This is a genomic window from Mycobacterium venezuelense (assembly GCF_054919535.1).
Map to the genome: position 1 here is coordinate 1 of NZ_JBONDW010000001.1, position 20,802 is coordinate 20,802.

A 20,802-nucleotide genomic window follows, 5' to 3' on the forward strand; every position below is an offset into this window, starting at 1 on the left:
GTCACGGCAGACCTCGGCGGCGGCGCGGTAGCACCATGGAATGAACAGGAAGTACCGAGCACGGGTGAACAGGGTCGAGGTGCCCGGCCACAGCAAATCGCTCAGTGCGTCGCGGACCTGGCCAATGCCAAGCTCATCGCGGCTCTCCCGTTCGCTGAACAGATTAACGATTTCGCGCATCCGCCGCTGATCCTCGCTCGACGCGTCGAGCCATGCGATGAGGGCTGTCATCGCGCGTCGAGGTCTCGGTCCCCAGCGTCGTCGGCTTCTTCGAGGACCGGCTGCTGCTCGTCATCGGGATCGACGGACACACGCCGGCCCGACTCTTTGCGCCAGATGGCGTGATCGAGATCGGTTGCAGGCACGCCCATCTGCCGCGCCGCCTCACGGACAACCGACGCGGCGGCCTCCGGTGACAGTTCCACACCGTCGAGTGCACGACTGACAAACCGGGTAACCATCCGGTCTGCCTTGACACCCGGGAGCCCGGCGAGCATGAGCGCGTAATTCCAGGTAATGCCGGACGACTGCGCTTCGACGCTGGTCCACAGTTTTTTCGTGGCCAGTCGTCGAGCCTCGTTGCCGGGCTCCAGGGCGCCGCGGGCCCTCAGGTCATCGGTGGTGCGGAGGCCGTCATCATGAAGGTTGCGCGCGACCTGTTGAATAATGGCAGCCTTCAACGAGGCGCCCCTGCGGGTCGAGGCCGGCTTGTGGTTGCCGATCACGCACGCCCAGCCGTCAACGCCGCCGCATGCATCGAACGTAGCGAGCAGTTCCGTCGTCCCATCGGTGGTCGCTGCATCGCCCCGATGTTGGCGGTAGCGGCCGATGACATTGCGAACACTCGTGTAGTGGGAGCCGGTCGACTGGATCGAATCGATGATGCAGAGGGCCAGCCCGTCGTGATATCCCTCAGGCCTGAACCAGTGGTCTGGGCTGCCCAGCACCTCACACGCCCTCAACAGCCGATCAACATCTTCCAAGCCCCACTCCTTACACCTGGCCACGCTGCGCGCAAGCGTGCGATCGCTGAAGGCGTTCAATGTTCGCCCCCTACCGTCTCCGACCGAACCGGCGCTTGACTTCGGCGTCACGCCCTCGAACTCCACCAGCCCGGGCCTGGGCGATTACGTTTCCACCGATCGATCGAGGAAGGCAGCCAACCCTTAATAGAGCCGATTTGCGCATCCGGCGGAGGAAGCTTGATCCGAGACAGGGAGTTCACGCCAGCCAACCCGAGGTATTCAGCCACTTCAGTGCGGCTCAGAAAGCGACTGGTGGGGAGGTCGTCGTCTACTTGGGATTCGGCTTTGCAATCCCTTTCGGCATCCCTCATGGCGCGACGCGCCTGGGGGTCATTAGGACCGATCCGCACTGCCATTTGTGCTCCTATCTATTTCCGTCGGTGTCTAACCCGTCCGATTGGGGCCCGTTTGGTAGTCCACCGAATGCTCGTCTGCTCGACCGATCGGGAGAAGCATTCGGCAGCTCAGCGCCCACTCGCGACCCGGCGGGCGTTTCGTTCGCTCGCCGGGATCTCGCGGCACAACTCAGCTAGATCGCACTTTGAACATTTGTCATCCCACAAAGGCAATCGTGGAAGGTTGTTGTCACGAAGCGCATCTCCCGCGTCTTTGATCCGTCCGCGGACGGCGACGAGTAACGGGTCGTCAACTACCTCCCGAGTCGTCTTGCCCTGCTCATCGAGATTGAGAACCTCGACAAGATCCGCCCGCTCACCCGTTAATTCCTCGTAGCCAACCGCATAGACATGGAGCTGGTCGCGGGTCACGTCCTCATCCTGGGCGCGAGCGGTCGACTTGAAGTCGACAATCGCGAGTTCGTTGCTGTCGAGCTTGCGAACGAGGTCGATCCTGCCGTCGACGGTGATTCCAGGCGCCACGTGAACTTGGACCTGCTTCTCGCTGTGGACCGTGCGTTCTAGATCCTTCTCATGTTCCCTCAGGTAGCGCTCGACAGCCTTGATCGCGGCCGCGCGAAGCGTGTCCTTCAGCGCTGGGTACGCGTATGGCGCGTGGAGGTGTCGATCGACGAGGTCAACCGCCTCGTCGGGCCCCGCGACATCACCGTTGATCGCACGCTTATGCGCCTCAGCAAGGGCGTCGTGCAGACCCTTTCCGTATCCAAGCGCTTCGTGCAGCGGCGGGTTGAAGCCGTACAGGAAGCGAAGCTTGAACTGATACGGGCATTCGAACAGGTACTTGAGCTCAGAGAACGACAGTGTGACGTTGGGCAGCTCGCGCTTTGGATGAGGTTCAAGCTTCGTTCCGGAGACGCCGGGGTCGCGGGTGAGGAACCATTGTTGCCTCGCGCAATGGTCAAAAAATGGGGAACGCTTGCGGTACAAGCGATTCGATGCGACCGGCGAGAAAGATATGAACAGATACTTCTGTGCACGCGTTACTGCGACATAGAACAGCCGCGTCTCATCCTCAATAGTTCCGCGGTAGCGGTCAGGGCTACTTATCGCGGTGTCGGGGATGACGTGGAAAAGCCCCAGCCCACCTTGCCGCTTCGCCGGGAACCGATTGTTACGAAGGCACGGGACAAATACCACGGGCCACTGCATCCCCTTGGCCTGGTGAACAGTTGAGATTACGACTGCATCGGGCGCGGCGTAACCAACATCGGCGTCAACGTCGGCGTAGTAATCAGGCGCCTGGAACTCCAGCCAGTCGGCAAACGCCTTGTACTTCTGGGCGGGGTCGGTGTTGAAGTAGATCGCTTCGAAGTCAGAGATCGCCTGGCTGAATTTACCAAGCTGGTAAAAAACGAGTTCAGCACGGGCTGGGTCGCCGGGGAGCGTGTCCTCGCGGAGAGTGAGCGCTTCAAGGAACTCAAGGTAGAGACGCTGGAGGTTGTAGATACCCCATCGCTCACCGCGATCGAAATCGCGGCCCTCGTCCAGAACCGTCATCGCCGCCGCCCAGTCGCCAGCCGTCGGCACGAGCGACGCATCGTCAAACAGCGCGCGCAAGGCGGTCTCATCGATTTCGGCCACCATATAGCTGAAAACGCCGATAATCGCCTGTATCTCTGGGCTTTCGAACAGCCGGTTCAATCCTTTGATGACGTACGGGATTTCACGACGTCGTAGCTCATCGACTAGAGGGCCAGCATCCCGTGCGACGGACCGGAAGAGAACAGCGCAGTCGGACCAAGAGAGGCCTCGCGGCGGGAGACCGGGACCATCGATGAACGCGACACCGCGCATGGTCTGAACCCGATCGCAGATCCAGACGGCCTCAGCCTCCGGGTCGGCAAAGTCAATCGCCAATAGGTCGCCGCGGTCGAATGTCTGGTGCCCAGAGGCAATCATTGCTTTGGGGAGTCGCGCCCCATATGGGATGAGTTCGGCCACCGAACGGCCGACTTCGACAACTCCGTCGCTGGATCGGAAGTTGTCGTCGAGCGTGACCTGCCGGACGCCGGCGTAGCGGTCCGCGAAGGTGAGGATGTTGCTAACTTCGCTGCCTCGCCACTGGTAGATCGTTTGGTCGTCGTCCCCGACAACACAGAGGTTTGCGCTGAACTGGACAAGACCGCGAATCAGTCTCTCTTGCAATGGGTTCACATCTTGGTACTCGTCAACGACGACGTAGCGGATGTCCTCGCGAATATGCCGCTGGACGAGGGCAGCGGCAGCGTCCTCCTCGGGGTCACCTTCGAGGAGTTGCACTGTGAGATTAATCATCTCGGTGAAGTCGAAGTACGAGTGGTCGTACAGCAGCGTCATGTAGTCCCAATACGCCTTGAGTACTCCAGCGGGAACTTCGCCCTCATCGACCGTGTCTTCTCTCAGGACGCTCGTTGCTTGCATATACAACTTCGAGTGCAGGAACCGACGAAGGTGCGGTGTTCCAGACGAGAGCGTCGGGCACTCGGTCAGTCCAGATTTTCGACTGTTTCGGTCGATGAAAAGGCGGTTGGTGATGTCGGTCAGGGCCGAGAACTTGAACGTTTCCGGTACAAGGCGCTGCACGAGGTCCAGGGCATAGCCGTGCATCGTGCCGACGTACATCGCGGCAATCCCCTGTGTACTTACCCCCTCGGCTTCTAGGACTGTATGAATACGCTCCTTCAGCTCGGCCGCAGCCTTCTCTGTAAAGGTAAACGCAATGACATTGCGGGGAGCGACGCCCGGCTGCTTCAGAACCTCAGCGACACGTTGGGAGATGACCTGAGTCTTCCCCGACCCGGCGCAAGCAATGATCTGCAGCGGCTCGTCAAGGCACGCGATGGCCTCAGCCTGATCGGTGGTGTAGGTGGTCATTAAGCCTCAGAGGATCAGATGTTCATCGAGAGACATGCGGCTGGCTATGCTGAGCAGGAAGTTTTCACACGCCCGATCGACCCAGCTGGTGAAGAGCCACCAATACGAACTGCCACGAAGCGCTTCCACCTGCTGCGGGCGGTAGCGCACCATGTTGCTCAGATGGTGCAGCAGGATGAAAGTAACGCCTTCCTGCGAGAGCAGCGCTGGGTGCGACGACAGCACTACGTGATCGATTCCACCCTTGGTGGTACGGTCCCGAAGGAGAAGCGACCGGTCGAATTCCTGTCGTGTCGGGACCAGCACGTCCGCTACACGGGAGTAGGAGATAGCGGTATTGGATTCGAATGTGTATGTGTCAGCGTTAGCGCTATCGTGGACCAATTGAAACCGCGAAGCAAAGATGGCGGCCTGGCCTAGCATCGAACGAGCAGTTAAGCCGCGCTCTTCGAGCACCATCCTCGAGATGTCGACCGTCAGCCAAGCTATCCGGGATCTCGCTGCCCCGGCGCTACGCACCTCGGTAGCAGCAACTGGAACCAACTTTGGTTTGGTGCCGAAAGCATCGCTGTACAGATCAGCGCTCTCAACGAGATACGCTGCGAGGCGGGAGATCTGAATTCTCGCGCCACTCGGCCAGCAGAAACCCTGGCCAGTCCTGGCAGCAAGCATCCGCAGTACCCCGTTTTGGGACACTTTCGCGTGCTCCTGCGTGAACCGATATCTCTGCCCAGGGGTCGAGGAATCTGATGCCCCGTGAGACACCTTCGCCGGTGCCGTCGCAGGGGGGGCAACCAGAGTCAAGTAGGCCTTAGTCAGGTTCAAGGCAAAGTAATACGCCGGAAGAGGCTTCGTGGCTGGGTCCAGACTTGCGATGACGTCGTAGTACTGGCGCGCCTGATGGACGTAGGCAACCAATCGCCGGCCGGCTGAGCGATTATGCGTGGCAGCGTGAAGCTTGCCTAGCCGCGTCAGACCGTCGGCCGTGGCGGCAGCCTCGACCGACGACCATAGGTCTGCCGAACTGGCACGCGGTGATAGGTATCGCGGATGGGAGCCGATGCCGGCCACAACGGGCCGTCCGGTAACTGAGATGGACGTTCCGTCGCGTGCATCATGCGGGCGCCCAAAGGGCAGCGGCATCGAATGTCCCATCGCTCAGACCGCGAAGACCTTCATTACCTCATCGCCATAGTCGTTGATGACTTTGACGGCGATCTTGTTGCCCGCAGACGGCGCAGGAAAGGGGCGAGATACTGTCTGGTACAACGATTCCCACGCGTCCTCGTTGATGTCCGCCTTGAGCGCAGTTTTAAGCCGTTTGTAGGGGTCATTACCGCCAGTGAAGTAGCAGTGACGAACGAAGAACGATTCGCCGTTGTAGTCGGTGTCGATCATCCACAGTGCAATCTGGCTGGTGTCGTTGCTCCGCACTTCTCCGGTTGTCGGGTCATAAATGTCGACGCCTTTGAGGTCGACAACATAACCATCGGCAGTCTTCGCAATTTCAATGTCAGGCTCACCGAATACGGTGAAAAGGTTTCCAGCCCCAGTCTTCTTGAGCTCTTCCCCCATGAGCAGGTCTGAATTCATCCGAACCATCAATACCGGCAGCTTCCCAAGCAAACGTGCGCCCTCGACCTGAGCAAAACCCTCATCGGAAGCCTGGACGGTGACTCCATCCTCCTCGGTAACATTGGTGACGTTGGGGTCGAAGGCAAATCCAAGAATGCACAGCAGATCGATATTGTCAGCCTGGATCGCCTCCTTGGCGGCGTTCCTCACGTACGCGGCGCTCACGGTTCCGTACTGCGGGCCGATCGCGATACCAACTTGGGTGGGGCGGGCATGCGCACCGCTCTCGATCTGCTCGCCGATCGCCTGAACGTAGGAACCGGCGTAAGTCTCGAATGCCGCGAATTTGATTCGCTCCGACCTAGTTCCGTTCTGAATACCCGCTTTGGCAAGATTCTCGAGGATAGACTGCTCAAAGGTCGGGGACCGTGGATCGTTAGCAGCATCCGCCTCGGACGCCGGCTCCGTGCAGTCCCGGAAAGACACCGCGCGATGCGGGCTGAGCGACTCGACCGTGAATGGACCTGCGACACGAGCCTTCTTTGGATCCTCGAAGGGCCTGTCGTAGAGGAGCCTAAAGTCGGCGTGTCTCTTAATCGCGGCGTCGATCTGTGCGCGAGTCATACCTTCGCGGATATCAGGATTGTTCGCGATCGACTTCAATGTGATGTGCTGGACGCGGTCGTAAACGAACCCATGGCGAATGTCATTGCCGAACTCGGATCTTGGCAGCGTGTGAGCTGTCAATGACTGTTCCTTCTTGTAGCCTTCGAGGCTGTCGGCAAGTAGGAACCAGCGATATCGTGAACCCATCACACGTTGGCGCGCCAGAGCCAACGCCACGCGTGATGTGTCAATAGTGATCCACCGACGCCCCCACCCCTCGGCTACGAATGCAGTCGTCCCAGAGCCACAGGTGGGGTCGAGGACTAGATCGCCCGGGTCCGTGCACATCAACATGCACCGCTCAATCACCTTCGGTGATGTCTGAACGACATACGTCTTTGGATCGGAATAACCGCTGATCACGGTGTCGTCCCAGAGGTTCGTGTATGGCGCCCACGGAAAGTCGGAGGCAAGTCTTACATATCGGAGACGGGCACCCACGGGGACTAGGCGGTCTGCCCACGTGAGTCTGTCTCGACCCGCCTTATTGGTCTTCCAGTGCGTTGTAGGTGCGATGTCGTAAGCCTTGCCCTCGAAGATATAAGGACCGGTGTCGTCGTTCGCACCGGAGGATGACATATCACCAGGCATATAGAACTCAGCCCCAGCAGGCAAATCAGACGTGCCAGCGCGCTCGGCGGGCGTCGAGGTCCTATGCGTCCCGTCCGGTAAGCGTAGACGCGTGTACTGCTCCCGCAGTGTTCGTTCTGCACGAGGTTTCCACAGAGGTCGGTACTTTGCGCTCTCTCGATCCTTCGCATACCAGATAATGGAGTCGCTCACGAGATCAAGAAAGTCTGACGATCTCCCACTCGTCGTGAAGTAGTTGATCGCGCCTAAGAAGTTGTCCGGGCCGAAGACCTCATCCATCAACGCGCGTACGAGATGTACGTTCTCGTCGCCGATCTGCACAAAGCACGATCCAGACTCAGTCAACAGGTCTCGCGCAGCAACGAGTCGATCACGAAGGTAAGAAAGATAGGAGTGGATACCAAGTTCCCACGTGTCACGGAACGCTTTGACCTGCTCCGCCTCACGAACGGCGTCTTGGAGTTTGCCGTCCTTGATGTCGCGCTTCCTTGTCGAGACCTGCCAGTTCGATCCGAACTTGATGCCATACGGCGGGTCGATGTAGACCATCTGCACCTTGCCACGGAGCTTCTCTCGGTCGGCGAGCGATGCCATCACCTGAAGGCTGTCGCCAAGGATCATCCGGTTAGACCAGTTAGCATCGTGCTCGTAGAACTCGACTTGCTGAAGATCGTCGAGCCCGTCAAACGAGTCGAACAGCGTCAACTCCGGCTCGCCTTCGGGCGATTCGGCAGTCCGTCGGAGGTTTTCAATAATCACCCGAGGATCGATCTTCTCCTGAATGTAAATCGGCGGCGCGTCGGTGATCAGATCATTATCGAAGTCACTGACAAGCTCCTCGGAGGGGTACTTGCCACGCCAAACCAGTTGTGGATCGAGCGATTCATCGCGGGAATACCTCACTTGACGAACCTCTTCCAAGACAGCGCTGTCGTGAAAGTCGATCGAGTCCGCTGTCGGAATGTTGGTCCGCTTCTCGTCATGGGTGATGGAGCCGACCGTAGTCGGGCCATTGGGAGTCTTACGCGCCACGAGCACTCCTATCGCTACCAGTCTCGTTGAAATCCAGAAGGTCGGGGTCGCCAATGATCGGCGCATCGCCATACATAGTCTGAATGGCTTCTGCGATAAGGACTTTGAATTTGTTGGGGTCCGTCATCTCGGTATAGCCCCAGCGGCCATATCCGCCATGGTTGTTTACCGCCACGCACCACGAGTCGCGGGCCGTCGTCGCCTTCTGTTCTGGTCCGCCTGGGCTGTGCGCGCTCTTCTGACTCCCAGAAACCTCGATAATCAACGTCCGTTCGACATCAGATTCGTCCTGCTTGATCAACCGCACCAAGAAGTCCGGAACGTACGAGTGGCTGCGGCCCTTGTGGACGTACGGGATTGCGAACCCGAGGTGGTCGTTCTTCACATACGCATGGACGTTCTTGTTCAGCTCCAACTCGCTTGCGAGTAGCTGTTCCCAGGTGTTGCCATCTTTTCCGTCGAGGGTGACATGCGAGACCTCTGACTTCTCGGCCGTGACTACACGCTTGCGGGTGACAAAGTCGACTTCACCCGTGGACCCTTGGGGGTCAAAACGATTAATCATCGGACGAAGTCGCTCATGCCGGTTTCCGACCTGTCTCATGATGGCGTTCCAGACCTGTTCGGCCGCGAGGACGCGTGCCTCAGTGATTGTCATCAAATAACCGAGGTTGTAACCACCCCTGATTACTACACGTTGGTCGATCCAGTCCCTGCAGATTGTGACCAGCCGTGGAAACAGCCACGGGCGCTTGTCGTTTGCTGCGTTGAACCGCTCGTCGAGGATGCGTTTGGCAAGCGCGAATGCCACCTGCTGCGGTCGGTACTGTGTCGGATCTCCTTCCTCTAGCTCCTTCTGTCCGACGACACCACCCATCTCGACCCATGTAGGGACTGTGTTGGGGCCGATCTCGAATACCGGCGCAGCCTCGAGGTCAAGCCAAATCTCTTCGTCGGGCAGCTCGACTCGGTAGCCATCGAGCTTCGGAAACGTGATCCGCAAATGCTCCCGGCCTTCTAGTGCCCGCACCTCGATCGACGGCTTCGGCGGCGCAGGATCGACGACTGGTTTGTCGCTGGAGATGAACTGGAAAGGGATTCCATAGACGTTGGCGTACTCGGGCTCGAAGTATCCGTCGTCGTTAGCTGCGTAGTTACGCCGACGCAACCCCCGACCAACAACCTGCTCGCACAGCAGCTGGCTACCGAACGCACGAAGCCCGAGGATATGGGTGACGGTGTTGGCGTCCCAGCCTTCGGTAAGCATCGAAACACTCACGACGCAGCGAACATCGGCGCCAAGCTTGCCCTTTTTGCCGACAGTGTTCATGACTTCGCGGAGAAGGTCTTCGTCGGTCAGCTTGTCGACGTCTGCGCCCGGATTCCGTTGACGGTACTCCGCTTTAAACTTGGCAATTTCCAGCCCGGCGGCCTTTTTGAAATCATCCTTGAGCGCCTCGCCCGACTCGAGCTGTGCGGAATCGACAAGGATGCTGAATGGGCGGGCTACTGGCTGTCCGTCAAGTACGTTGCTAAACAGCGGAAGGTTTCCAGGCCTGTGCGCTACGACCTCATCACCCTCGACGACCGTCTCGCCTGCGATCCAGTCGTAGACGAGCTTGCTGACCACAGTATTGGGGCAGACAACGATGAAGACTGGAGGAGTCTCACCATACGGCTTGAGCACTTTTTCCCAATGCTCGTACGCCCGCTCGTAGCTGCGGTACAGACTGCGAAGAGCACCTTCCAGTTCCTTGGGCGGCAGCCAATCCGAAACGGAGCCTTTCGCGGCCCGCTTCGGCAGGAGCTGTCCGACGTGGTCCCACAACCGCAGATAGGTCACGAGTTCGTCTTCGGCGTCGTCGTCAACCGGTGTACGCGGAACTTTGACGATCCCAGACTCGATAGCATCCATGAGCGAGAAATCGCTGACCGTCCACGGGAAGATGTAGCCCTCGTTGTAGCCACTCCCGGAGAGATAAAACGGGGTCGCCGACAAATCCCATATCTGCTTTATACCTACATGTTTGGCGATGGCACGGAGGCCCGAAAACCAAACGCCCGCCTGCTCGTTTTCTTCGTTCTGTTCCTTATCGCGCTTCTCACCGGCTTGGATCGGCTTGGCCAAATAGCAATGGTGCGCTTCGTCGTTGAGCACCATGATCTGTTGCTTGTCCGCGCCGAGATCCCGCAGCACTCGGCTGACCATAGCCTTCGGAGATTCCTTGAACGGGTCATCTTTTCGGTCCCCTTTGAGCAGCAACCGAGTATTCTTGGCGATGCCCTTGATCTCCTTCGCGTCCTTCAGAAGGAATGAGTGGTAGTTCGTGATGACTATGCGTGCGCTGTCCAGGCCGCCCTTGAGATCGGTCGGCAGCAGGTCGCGCAGGTCGTAGTAGTTCTCCGAATCCTCCGGGAGCAGGACCCTCAGACGGTCGCGGATCGTGATGCCGGGCGCGACTATCAGGAACCGATTGGTGAACCGCGCGTCACGGGGGTAGTACAGCTTATTTAAGGTCTGCCAGGCAATGAGCATTCCCATCACGATTGTTTTTCCCGAACCGGTCGCCATCTTGAGAGCGGCCCGCGGCAAGCCGTTGTTGTGCGCGTCGTTCTCGGGTTCGAGCCGCTTCCGCCAGTCTGCGTACGGCGATAGCCGCCCGGCAACCTCCGTCAAGAAGATCGCCGTCTCGGCGGCCTCACGCTGAGCAAAGATGATGCGATTCTCCCGCGAAGGGTCGGCCCAGTGCTGCAGAAGCTTTCGCGAAATTGGCGTCACACCAGCGTACTGCCCGTCACGACGCCATTTATCAACGTCGCGCCGAATGTCGTTGATCAGACTGTTCTTCTCGCGCCGCTCTTTCGTCGCGTCGAAGTCGAATGCCTGCTGCTGTGCGCCTTTCCCTTTCTTGGTCGCAGCAAGCGGGATAAACGACTCGCTCGGACGACGGCCTTCCTTGATTTCACCGGTCGGACCGCTCGGCCCGATCGCGTAGTAACGGTCCGGTGGCTCGTATGGCGAATTCAGGATTGGATTATCAATCGCGTGTGTCACGACACCCTCCAACGACCCCAAGCCGTGCTACCCATCTCGTAACCTTCTCCCAACGCGCGCCTATTGACGACTGGCAGGCTAACGCGAACAACCGGCCGTATTCGAGCATTTCTGCTCCCTCGACAAGTCAGGTCTGTCACCGACTCGTATCGCAGACCGCGCCGGCTTTCGTCCAATCCGGCAGAGTGCCTGTGCGGGACAACGCGCTGTTTAGCTGCCTGGATACTCGAGGTACGGCTGTTAGACGCACACACTTCCGCTCACCCTTCCAGCTCTGTGCGCTCGGCCCCGGGCACCAACCCCAACGCCTCATTCAGCACTGCCCTTGCCGGCTCTGTCAGTCGTTTCAGGCCCAACAAAGCTAGGACCTCGCGGAATAACTCATCCTCGGAGTAGTCATAGACTTCCGCGAACTGGGCAAGGTGTGCGGCCAACTCCGCAGGCGGCACCAGGCCTAGCGTGCGTGGCCCAAGTCGCCGCGGAACGACCTCGAGTTGAGTCGGCAGCCGGAACGTCTTGGGCTTGACTCCAGGCTGGTTGAGCGGGTTGTCGGCAACGATCAGACCCCGCCGCACCGCGGTTTGGATAGCCCGGTTAAATTGCCGTGCAATCTCTTTGCCGACGCGCTGACCGCCGTAGGCAATCCGGTACGCATCGTGTAGACGATGCCCGAGCACGGGGCCTTCGACTTCGACGATGCGAACAACGTTGGCCACCAACGTTGGCAGTGACGTGCCCTGGATCGGCGGCAGGGCTTCGTTGAACGCGGTGTAGGCCGCGAGCACTCCCCTATCGCGTTCGTTGTCAGTGACATCAAGCTCGTCGTCATCCGCGATGAATGCGACGTCAACTCGGTCCGTCACCACAGGCACAGTTACGTCTAGTCCTGTGTCGTCGTGCTGCTCATCGTCATCGATCTCATCATCGGAGCCGTCGGGCTCGTCTTCGTCGACGCTCGAGTCGATCCAGTCTGCAGTCCGAATATCGAGCTCATCGAGCGTGCCCCAAAGCCCCTGCAAGGTGCCAGGCATGTCGGCGTAGAAAACCGACTCACGGATCCGATGGAACTCCCAACCACACCGTTCCAGTTCACGCTGCCTGGCGAGATCCGCCTCGTATTGCTCTGGGCCATGCCAGAAGTCGCCGTCGCATTCGATCGCGAGCCGACCTGTAGCCCCGGTGACCACCATATCGATGCGGTAGCCCATCGCTTCCATCTGCGGAACCACGGTGTATCCGCGGTCGATGAGCCGGTTGAACACGCGCTGCTCAAACAGCGAGTCGAACGGAGGTACCCGCACATCCTCGGGCACCACCGTGCTCACCGCACCGTCGCCCTCGTTGTGCAGCCGGCTGGCGGTGCCGTAGCAGTAATCGAGCAGCTGGAAGCGCACGCACTCAGAGTTGGTCAACGCCTCGCGCGGCATCGAATGGTAAACCCACATCTGGTCTTTCGCGCGCGAGGCGGCGACGTTGAACCGCTGCACGTACTGCGCCTGGGTCAGCACGCCCATGCGCTTGCCCTCCTCGGGCGCCTTGACCATGGACAGGAACATGACGTCCCGTTCGGAGCCCTGGAAGTCCGAGGCGTCGCCGCAGCGCAGCTCCCGGGCGGCCCACTCCTCCGGCGGCACCGCATCCAGCAGCTTGCTTTCGATCAGCTTGGCCTGTTCCTTGCCCAGCAGCGAGATGACCCCAAAGGTGGCGCCGTCGTATTGCGGTTCGGCCAAGCACTTGCGGATCTGGTCGACAATCGCCTCGGCTTCGACCGGGTTGGTCTTGTTGGGCGCCTCGTACCCCTCGGCCAGGTACACCACTTTGATCGGGTCGAGCCGCTCGGCACCGAACTGGCGCACCGGGACCAGCCGAATGCCTTCGGGCTCATAGGCGATGCGGTTGGAGAAGCCGATGATCTCGGGCACGCAACGACGGTGCTCGGTCAGGGTGATCCGCCCGCCGAACCGCATGTTGGCCTCGTCAAAGTAGCTGCGCTTGGGGTCAAGCCACGACTCCCGGTATGGGTCGTCGCTGAGATACATGTTGGCCAGATCCCGCAGCTGCTGTTGATCCACGCCAACCGCAGACGGCGACACCTGCTTGTCGTCACCGATCACCACCATCTTGGGCGCCAGGTACTGCAGGAACGACGCCTCCAGCCCTGCCTGTGACGCCTCGTCGACGATCACGACGTCGTACAGGTTGGGCTCGACACGCACCTGCTCGGCGATGCGGTACACCGGCATGATCCACACCGGCACCGACGGCCGGCACCGGTCCATCGCCTCGGCGATCGCGACCCGCTGCTTGGCGGCATATTTGCCGGTCCCCTTGCCGAGCCGCGACACCAACTGCGCGTACTGGGTGAGGTTGGCCCGCGCCGCTCCGGTGAGCCGGTCGGGCGCAACGGCATGTCCCCAGGCCCGCTCGGCCGCCAAATGCTCGACCTCGTTGCGGATCTGGTCTTCGACCGCGTTCAGGCTGACCTTCAGCGCGTTCGCGTCCTCGCTGTCCTGGGCCAGGATCCAGCGCCCGGTCATCTCCCACTGCCACGCCTGCTCATAGGTGCCCAGCCGGGAATCCCATTCCGCTGCTGAGGGATTGGCGGCGATCTCGCGGGCGACCACCGGGGCGGATCGATCCAGCTCGCGCCGGATTCGGTCACGATCGGCGACCGCCTGCGCCACGGCGTACAGGTGGTGCAAGCGCGCGTGTGCGGCGGCATAGGCGTCGACGTCGCGGTCACACAGCGCGTTCAGGAGCTCGAGCGTGATGGCCGGTGGGGTGGGCAGCTGCGCCTGGGTGCGCAGATAGCCGTGCAGCCGTTCCACCGGCGTGGCTGCGGCCACCGCGTCGTCGGCCGCGGCGGCGGCTTCCACCAGGTCGGCGTAGCGGCGAATATCTTCGAGGTTGTTCCAGTCCGGCACCGGCAGGTTGTTGGCCTGGAACCACTGCCGCTCAACCTCGAGCTGATCGCCCAGGGCCAGGACCTTGTCCAGCTGGGCCACCTCGGTGACATGCCACTGGATCTTCTCGTCGAAGGTGTCTTCATCGGGAATCACGACGTTGGCCGGCCACGCCTGATCCAGCGCGTACACGGCGCGGCTGGCGTCGACCCAAGCGACAAAGATGGCCAACTGTTCCTTGGTGGTCGCGGGCAGGTCATTGATCTTGACCGCGGAAAAGAACGGTTCCGCAAGCTTCACCGTCTTGGAGGTGAAGGCACCGATCTTCGGCGAGCCGTCCGGCCGAGTCTTGATGACGTTGCCCGACTCGATATGCGCGAAAAGGGATTTCGCAACCTGCTGATGCACGCCGAAGTCCCCGCCAGAGACCACCACCGAGGTGGTAGGCCCGATCTGCTGGGTAAGCGCCGCAGCGGTTGCGGCCAGGGACTTCACCTGCGCTGACCGCGCCAACCAGGCTTGTTGGCGCCCGCTGCGTACATCATGCAGCGCGTCGTTCATCCACGATTCGTGACGGCGCTCAAGGTTGCTTGCCTGCTCCGCTAGATTGGACACCCGGGCGCGCAACTGATCTCGCAGTTCAGTGGTCAAGGATCGGACGAATCCGAACGACTCGTGGGCGATCAATTCGCCGTACTGGTCCTTGCGCACCGCGGCCTGCTGTTCGCCGGCAACCAGGTTGGCAAAATCCTCCGGCGTCGCCAACGAGGCGGCGACCGGCAGCGTGGACGTGGCCTCCGGTTCGTTCGCGGTCACGTTGTCATCGAGCAGCACGACACGCCACCGCTGAATCTCGTTGGTGGACACTGATGTCCCGGCACCGGTCGGGTCGACTTCGAAGGCTCGAATCCACTCGTAGTCGGCCTCGCGCTGCAGATGGTCGTAGGCGATGGCAGCCAGGGTGCCCTGGACGGGGCCATCCGTACGCGGTTCCACCTCCTGCTGTCGGACTATGAGCAGGCGGTTGCGGAGCTCAGCCCGCTGCCGGCGCAGGTCGTCGATCTTGGCCAGGTGCCGCGCGATCGATCGCTGCGATTCGGCGGGGTCGAAATCGTCGGCGCGTCGGGAGATGTTGTCGACCGCGGTGCGCAGGTCGGCCATGTCGGAGCGGGACTGGCCGATGACCGCGACGGCCAGCGATTGAATCTCGCGGGGCAGCTTGGCGCGGACCTCTTTGAGGGCGCGGTCGGTTTGCGCAGTGATCAGCACCCGTTTGCCCTGGGCCAGCAAGTGCGACACCAAAGCCGCTGCGGTGTGGGTTTTTCCGGTGCCGGGAGGGCCCTGCACCACGGTTTGGGCGCGGCTGTCGACGCGTTCGATGATCTGGCGCTGCTTGTCGTTGACGGGCAGTGGCAGGAAGTCTTCGTCATCGATGGTGACCACGGCACCTTGGACGTCTTGCATCGGGGCTGATTCGGGTTGGCGATCGGGGTCGATCAGCGGGAGGATGCCTTTCGGTACCTCACCCGCTTTCTGAATCTGCGCGACGATCTGCTCGTAGATCTGCACCATGCCGCGGTTGGTGCGCCGCCGCAGGATGATCGCCGGGGCGAAGGCTCCGCGGGGGCTCGTGCCGTACGGTGCCTGCACGGCCTCTTCGTCGTACTCGGCGTCGGCGTCGAGGCGGTGGATCAGACGGCGGCAGATCTCCCCGATCGCCGGCTGATCGAGCAGATGCCCGTCGTATTCGGCCGCCAGCGCCTTGATCTCGTCCATCTTGGCTGGGCTGGAGATCAGGGCCGGGTCGAGCATGTCCAGCTCGATGGTGACCGCGTCCGGCGCGCTCGCCTGGGTGATGGTCAGGCGTCCGGAGTTCTCGTCGAAGGCGATTGTCACAGGTGCGGTCGCGACGTGGCGCTGCACCTGCTCATGTTCCTCGGGCCGCCAGGTCAGACAGCCCACGCCGAGGATGAGCTCGAACTCTTCGCTGTGATCGGTTGCTTTCAAGTGGACGGCGAAAAGGTCCTTGTAGATGTCGCGCACCACGGCGTCGCGACGTTCCCTCTCGGCCCACAGCCGCCAATCGGTCAGCCAGTTTTCGAAGGTCTCGCTAATCTCGGGATGCTCGCCAAGCTCGATCCGGCGGTTTACTACTTCGGACTCGTCGTCGCCGTGTTCCTCGGCTGGGACCGGTTCCACACGAAAGATCGCCTCGTGAAGCGTCGGCTCCTTCTCGGCGTCGTCGATACCGCCGTCGACCCAGGCGACCAGCTCAAGCGGCAGCGGCGGCGGGTCCAGCTTGGCCACCCGGTCCACGGTGAGTAGCGGCGCATCGGGCGTGAGCTCGGCGACCCGGTGCGCCGAATGGACTGCCTCATGGTCTGGCAGGTCGCCGAACCACATCGCGGCTTCAAACTTGTCAACCGTGCGCACCGGCTTGACAAGCAGCTGCTGGGTCCGGCCAAGGAAAGTGAAGAGGTTGACCGCGCGACGCACCAAACGCTCGTTGTCGGTTTCTTGCACAGCGGTCATAGCGCGTACTCCTTCATGACAGATGCCCGATTACGGGCAACGCACGAGATGTTATCCGGCGCCTCCGTAAATTACGGATGATTATGGACCCTGGGTCCGACAATTCAGCACACACCCAGGTCGTCGTACAGAATTTACCGCCTCGGGTTCGCCAATTCCGCAGCTCTTCGCCGCCATACTGATATCGACTTACAGCGGTCCGGGATCGGCGCCTAAGCTCAGCTTCGGTCGTAACCTCATACAGTCCAGTGCATCTGAACGCCACGAAGTAGCGCGCAAGGGGCGCGCAGATCCGGGTGGATGGGCCATTTACTAGAGACGATGCTAGTCGGTTGAGTGTTAACTATGAGCTTCTGCTGGCGGATGCAGTTTCACACCTCAGCTACTAATGGGTAGTTGTGCTCACGACACCCTCTCACGCCACAACGGCCCGCGTACACCTCCGCGGCGGTACTCAACGCAACCAGACTGAGCTATGAACAGATAATCGTCGAGATAGCCGAACCCCGCTCATGCAAATGGAACCCCGTTCCCGGGCGAGGAGTCCCCGGCTCACTTGACATCCTCCGCGAACGTTGCGTGGATCGCTGACCGCTAGTCGCAGCTCCCGCAGACGCCGCTAACCGATAACTGCATTCCACATCTACAAAACCCGCTGCGCGTCGGACATCGCGGGACCGCTCGCTTCCTCGGTGCACCCGGGTCACCGGATGCTCCACGTACCACGTCCCATTCCGCGAACTGGGTGCACGCCCGACACCACGGCCCGCGACGCGGACGATCTCATCTTCGGAAACGAACCCGTTCGTATATCCGTAGAAGATGTGGAGATCTCGAAGGCCGTCGCGTCTGGTCGCAATGACGTACGGTCGGTCAGCTGTTTCGACTGCGCGGAACTCGGCAATGCCGAGGGCAGAAGTGAATTTCCGGATGAACTCGTGGTTTTCCATGGGAATCCGCGCCTTCGACAACGCTCCGAAAAACGAGTCACCCGATCCCTCACTGGCCATGCCGTGAGGATAAATAGAGACTCCGACGAGCCGTGCACTTTCGCCCAAGCTCAAATGGCCGAGCCGGCCCGCCACGCAGGCGGGCCGGCGGCGAAATCACCGTCAGGGACAGTCCTCCGAAACCCGCACCACCCCGAAGTCGATCTCGGTGCTCACGGTGAATGTCGCCCCGGGCGGCGGCGTCGAACTGCACACCTGCCAGTTGCGGTCGCTGATCTGCGCCCGGCCCTGCCCGGTCAGATCGGTGGAGCTGCTGAACCACACCTCACCGCCGGTCAGCGACTGGATCCCATCCTGCGCGCCCTGCAGATCCTTACCGATCAGGTTCGGCATCGTCCATGTCGACTCCGCGGACGCCACCGGGCTCAGCGCGACAGCCATGCCCAGCGCGACCGCGGCCACCAACACACTTTTCATCACAACCTCCTGGTCTGAAGTGAACCGCGCATCGTCACACGAGGCACCGACAAGTCTTGAATATCAAGATCTTCGGCCACCGCCCTGACATGCGGGCCAGGATCAGAGTCGCTCACACAACCGCTTGACCTGCGGCGCCAAATGTTGTTGAACGCCCAGGCGCCGGATCACCTCCAGCGTCTGCTCTTCTGGTTGGTCCGATCGGATGAACAGGCCATGGGTGATGGCGCGACGCTTCAGCAGGTTGCGGTCTCGGGTGAGCAGGATCCGACGCTGCTCCCGACTGACACCGGCCAACGTCGCGTCGTCAGCGTCGTGCGACCACCACACGTCGAATCCGAGCAATCGCAGCAGCCGCGCGAGACTCCCCAGGTTGACATCGACGACAAAGCGCGGTCCACGCAGCGATGCGGTCCCCGCGTCGGCCGATGGGCGAAGTCCGAGGGATCCCCGTTCACCAGAATGAGATCGACCTCGGTATGTGGAATGCCCATCGCTTCCAAAACGTCCTTGACCGTCTGATGCGGTCGGAATGGACCTCTCGCCGTCTGACCGTGCGAATCCGACCGCAAGAAGTCGTTGAGCTCGGCATATCCCCGGACCTCCACGTAGTCGGTCATAAGGCCGTCGTTCCCCTTGACACCACCGGCGGCAACGCTCGCGGACTTGTCGGTGGCTCCCTATACGTTCGCCTGTTCGCCCGGCATGGGTACCGGGCACCAGACAAAGGAACCGACATGAATATGAAGCATCTCACCGTCCTCCTCGCGACCGCGCTCGTGGCGGTCAGCGGTGTCGCCGCCGGCGGGGCACAAGCCGCCACCCAACCGGATAAACAGGTAAGCGGCTTCAGTTTTGAACCCGCGTTTCCCCTCAGCCCGGTGAGTCGACAGAACGCTGTGCGCGCGGCAGAGCAATACCTCGACTTCAGCGCCTTCTCCCGCCAGGGGCTCATCCAACAATTGGAATACGATGAGTTCTCCACCGACGACGCAACATTCGCCGTCGACCACATCAATGTTGACTGGAACGAGCAGGCGGCAAAGGCGGCAGAGCAATACCTCAACTTCTCAGCCTTCTCCCGTGGCGCACTCCTCGACCAGCTCGCGTACGACGGCTTCACCCCAGCACAGGCTGCATACGGAGTAACCGCAGCCGGGCTCTGATATGTAGATCACCTTGTCAAGTGTGGCAGGGGAAGCGGGCGCCCTGACCGTCGTCGTCGCGCCCGCTTCGTTGCCAAGCTGAGTTCTCGACGGCGAGCGCGTCGCTGTAGTTCGACCCGAGGGTCCAGTCTGAGATGCAGATTGGGTGGCGCATGCGACTGCTCTGCCGGAGTGGGTCGCGTGCCTGGGCGGATAGTTATTACGTTGCGGGCCAATGTGTTTACTCACGGAGTGGTCGTGTGTCACCACGAGGCCCTGAAGCCATCACGGAATTGAGCTCGGACAGCTTGGGGATGGGTGCCTTAGCTGTCGAGCAGGCCAGCGACCAGCACCAGACGGCCAGTTCTCCGGCCACCGCAGTATTGGCCTCCGCGGGACGCTTCTTGCGGGCATCGAAGCGACGCCAGCGGGCGTGCAGGCGCTGGTTGGCCTGCTGACCACGAGCACGGGTCGCCGGACTGGCGGCATCCCCGCGGCGCCGCAGATCCACCCCGAGGCGATACGGTTGGCGGTAATGCCACGCCGCTTCGATAAACAGACGCCTGCAATGCCCGTCGCCCTGTCTTGGTGATCCCTGGAACGGAGGGCGCCCGACGAGTTCTCGGTGGACACGATCCCAAATAGGCGCCGATCGATCGGTCCATTGAGTGAGGATCAAATCTATGGTCACCCTGGAAGAAATATTCTTCACCGACGCCACTCAAGTGACGGCCGACAATACCGTTTCGGTGAACCCATTTACCGCTGAGGATTACCTACTCGAGGCGCAAATCCTCGAAGTCCGATATGACGGAATCAGGTCGACTTTGGGCATAATCTTCGAAATGCGCCTCGCGGAGAGAATTGGGGGCGCTAGCACCGCACTCCTAGTGGCCTCGAATGTGAGTCAGTATTCCTGGAGGCAGGTTGAACGCCACGGCGGGAGAACAGCATGGACTGTTATCGGCGTGATCCCCAAGAATACAGAGTCGGGTCTTTCTCTTGAACTGACAGCCTCGCCGAGCGCTTCATTATCGTTCACGGCCCGTCGAGCAGTGATTTATACCTTAAGGATCGCTCATCTCGAGGATTCCCCACCTCCTGACTACGTAGACGACGACATACGGGCGATACGTGCTGGTGTTGCATGCTGGAATTCAGAAGCAGAAGTGGTGAGAGTTGACTACATTGACCCCAGCAGAACTTCACAGCGATGGTGATCGTGAGTTTCATTTTCGACGTCGGTGACGACACCGTCTGGAGTCCCGCCTTACGCGTGGGTGACTTGTACGTCCGGTTCATCACTCAAATCGGAGAACACCTCGGTCTTCCCACCGGCCTGAGTTCGATGGCTTCGAATTATTACTACATAGATGCCGACATCTTCGAGGCGTTGGTCAAGAAGATGTTTGAAGAGAACTTCCGCAGCACTCACCAAGTCGGACGCGCAATGCTGGAGTCAGTGCTCGCGCCGTCAGCGGTCATTCTGGATCGCATCAATCGTCCCCTGTCCGCGGCTACACCAGACGAACGCGAGTTCTTGGAGAAAGCGCGCGCACTCTCGATGGCGCGATAGGACCAA

At 60.7% G+C, this 20,802-nt stretch carries 11 protein-coding genes and 1 pseudogene; 3 read left to right on the forward strand and 9 right to left on the reverse strand.

The genetic code is table 11. The features are described 5' to 3' along the window. The 9 genes and pseudogenes from ACRCUN_RS00005 to ACRCUN_RS00045 form a co-directional block, all read right to left on the reverse strand. A partial coding sequence (locus tag ACRCUN_RS00005; RefSeq protein WP_462139621.1) for a DUF6361 family protein occupies window positions 1–231 on the reverse strand: 231 nt, incomplete at its 3' end. After that, complete coding sequence (locus tag ACRCUN_RS00010; protein WP_462139622.1) at window positions 228–983, reverse strand: DUF8548 family protein; 756 nt, start codon at window positions 981–983, stop codon at window positions 228–230. The genes ACRCUN_RS00010 and ACRCUN_RS00005, both read right to left, overlap by 4 nt. 506 nt (window positions 984–1,489) lie before the next feature. After that, window positions 1,490–4,294 (reverse strand): ATP-dependent helicase, encoded by a 2,805-nt coding sequence (locus ACRCUN_RS00015; protein WP_462139623.1) that lies wholly within the window; start codon window positions 4,292–4,294, stop codon window positions 1,490–1,492. Window positions 4,295–4,300: 6 nt separating this feature from the next. Further along, entirely contained in the window at window positions 4,301–5,449 is a 1,149-nt protein-coding gene (locus ACRCUN_RS00020) for a YaaC family protein (protein WP_462139624.1), read from the reverse strand. 3 nt (window positions 5,450–5,452) lie between these two features. Beyond that, a complete protein-coding gene (locus tag ACRCUN_RS00025) occupies window positions 5,453–8,158 on the reverse strand; it encodes a site-specific DNA-methyltransferase (protein WP_462139625.1) in 2,706 nt (901 codons plus the stop codon). Continuing rightward, window positions 8,148–11,213: a BPTD_3080 family restriction endonuclease gene (locus ACRCUN_RS00030; RefSeq protein ID WP_462139626.1), complete on the reverse strand. Its 3,066-nt coding sequence runs from the start codon at window positions 11,211–11,213 to the stop codon at window positions 8,148–8,150. The genes ACRCUN_RS00025 and ACRCUN_RS00030 overlap by 11 nt, the downstream gene beginning before the upstream one ends. A 260-nt stretch (window positions 11,214–11,473) precedes the next feature. Continuing rightward, complete coding sequence (locus tag ACRCUN_RS00035) at window positions 11,474–16,648, reverse strand: PDDEXK-like endonuclease domain-containing protein (protein ID WP_462139627.1); 5,175 nt, start codon at window positions 16,646–16,648, stop codon at window positions 11,474–11,476. A gap of 1,112 nt (window positions 16,649–17,760) precedes the next feature. Then, window positions 17,761–18,075 carry a hypothetical protein gene (locus tag ACRCUN_RS00040; RefSeq protein WP_462139628.1) on the reverse strand — a complete coding sequence of 105 codons (315 nt, stop codon included), beginning with the start codon at window positions 18,073–18,075 and terminating at the stop codon, window positions 17,761–17,763. Window positions 18,076–18,207: 132 nt separating this feature from the next. Beyond that, window positions 18,208–18,695: pseudogene (locus ACRCUN_RS00045) on the reverse strand (Mut7-C RNAse domain-containing protein); the annotation flags it as partial. Window positions 18,696–18,812: 117 nt separating this feature from the next. Here ACRCUN_RS00045 and ACRCUN_RS00050 point away from each other — a divergent pair. The 3 genes from ACRCUN_RS00050 (at window position 18,813) to ACRCUN_RS00060 (ending at window position 20,796) form a co-directional block, all read left to right on the forward strand. After that, window positions 18,813–19,241, forward strand: a complete 429-nt coding sequence (locus tag ACRCUN_RS00050; RefSeq protein ID WP_462139629.1) for an Ltp family lipoprotein — start codon at window positions 18,813–18,815, stop codon at window positions 19,239–19,241. Window positions 19,242–19,903: 662 nt separating this feature from the next. Next, window positions 19,904–20,440, forward strand: coding sequence for a hypothetical protein (locus tag ACRCUN_RS00055; protein ID WP_462139630.1), 537 nt, complete (start codon window positions 19,904–19,906; stop codon window positions 20,438–20,440). Then, window positions 20,434–20,796 (forward strand): DUF6086 family protein, encoded by a 363-nt coding sequence (locus tag ACRCUN_RS00060; protein WP_462139631.1) that lies wholly within the window; start codon window positions 20,434–20,436, stop codon window positions 20,794–20,796. The genes ACRCUN_RS00055 and ACRCUN_RS00060 overlap by 7 nt, the downstream gene beginning before the upstream one ends. Window positions 20,797–20,802 lie beyond the last annotated feature (6 nt).

Coding starts and splice junctions, on each gene's coding strand:
- ACRCUN_RS00020 (WP_462139624.1), bottom strand. CDS start 5,449: ATGGGACATTCGATGCCGCTGCCCTTTGGGCGCCCGCATGATGCACGC.
- ACRCUN_RS00015 (WP_462139623.1), bottom strand. CDS start 4,294: ATGACCACCTACACCACCGATCAGGCTGAGGCCATCGCGTGCCTTGAC.
- ACRCUN_RS00050 (WP_462139629.1), top strand. CDS start 18,813: ATGAATATGAAGCATCTCACCGTCCTCCTCGCGACCGCGCTCGTGGCG.
- ACRCUN_RS00060 (WP_462139631.1), top strand. CDS start 20,434: ATGGTGATCGTGAGTTTCATTTTCGACGTCGGTGACGACACCGTCTGG.
- ACRCUN_RS00055 (WP_462139630.1), top strand. CDS start 19,904: ATGGTCACCCTGGAAGAAATATTCTTCACCGACGCCACTCAAGTGACG.
- ACRCUN_RS00035 (WP_462139627.1), bottom strand. CDS start 16,648: ATGACCGCTGTGCAAGAAACCGACAACGAGCGTTTGGTGCGTCGCGCG.
- ACRCUN_RS00040 (WP_462139628.1), bottom strand. CDS start 18,075: ATGAAAAGTGTGTTGGTGGCCGCGGTCGCGCTGGGCATGGCTGTCGCG.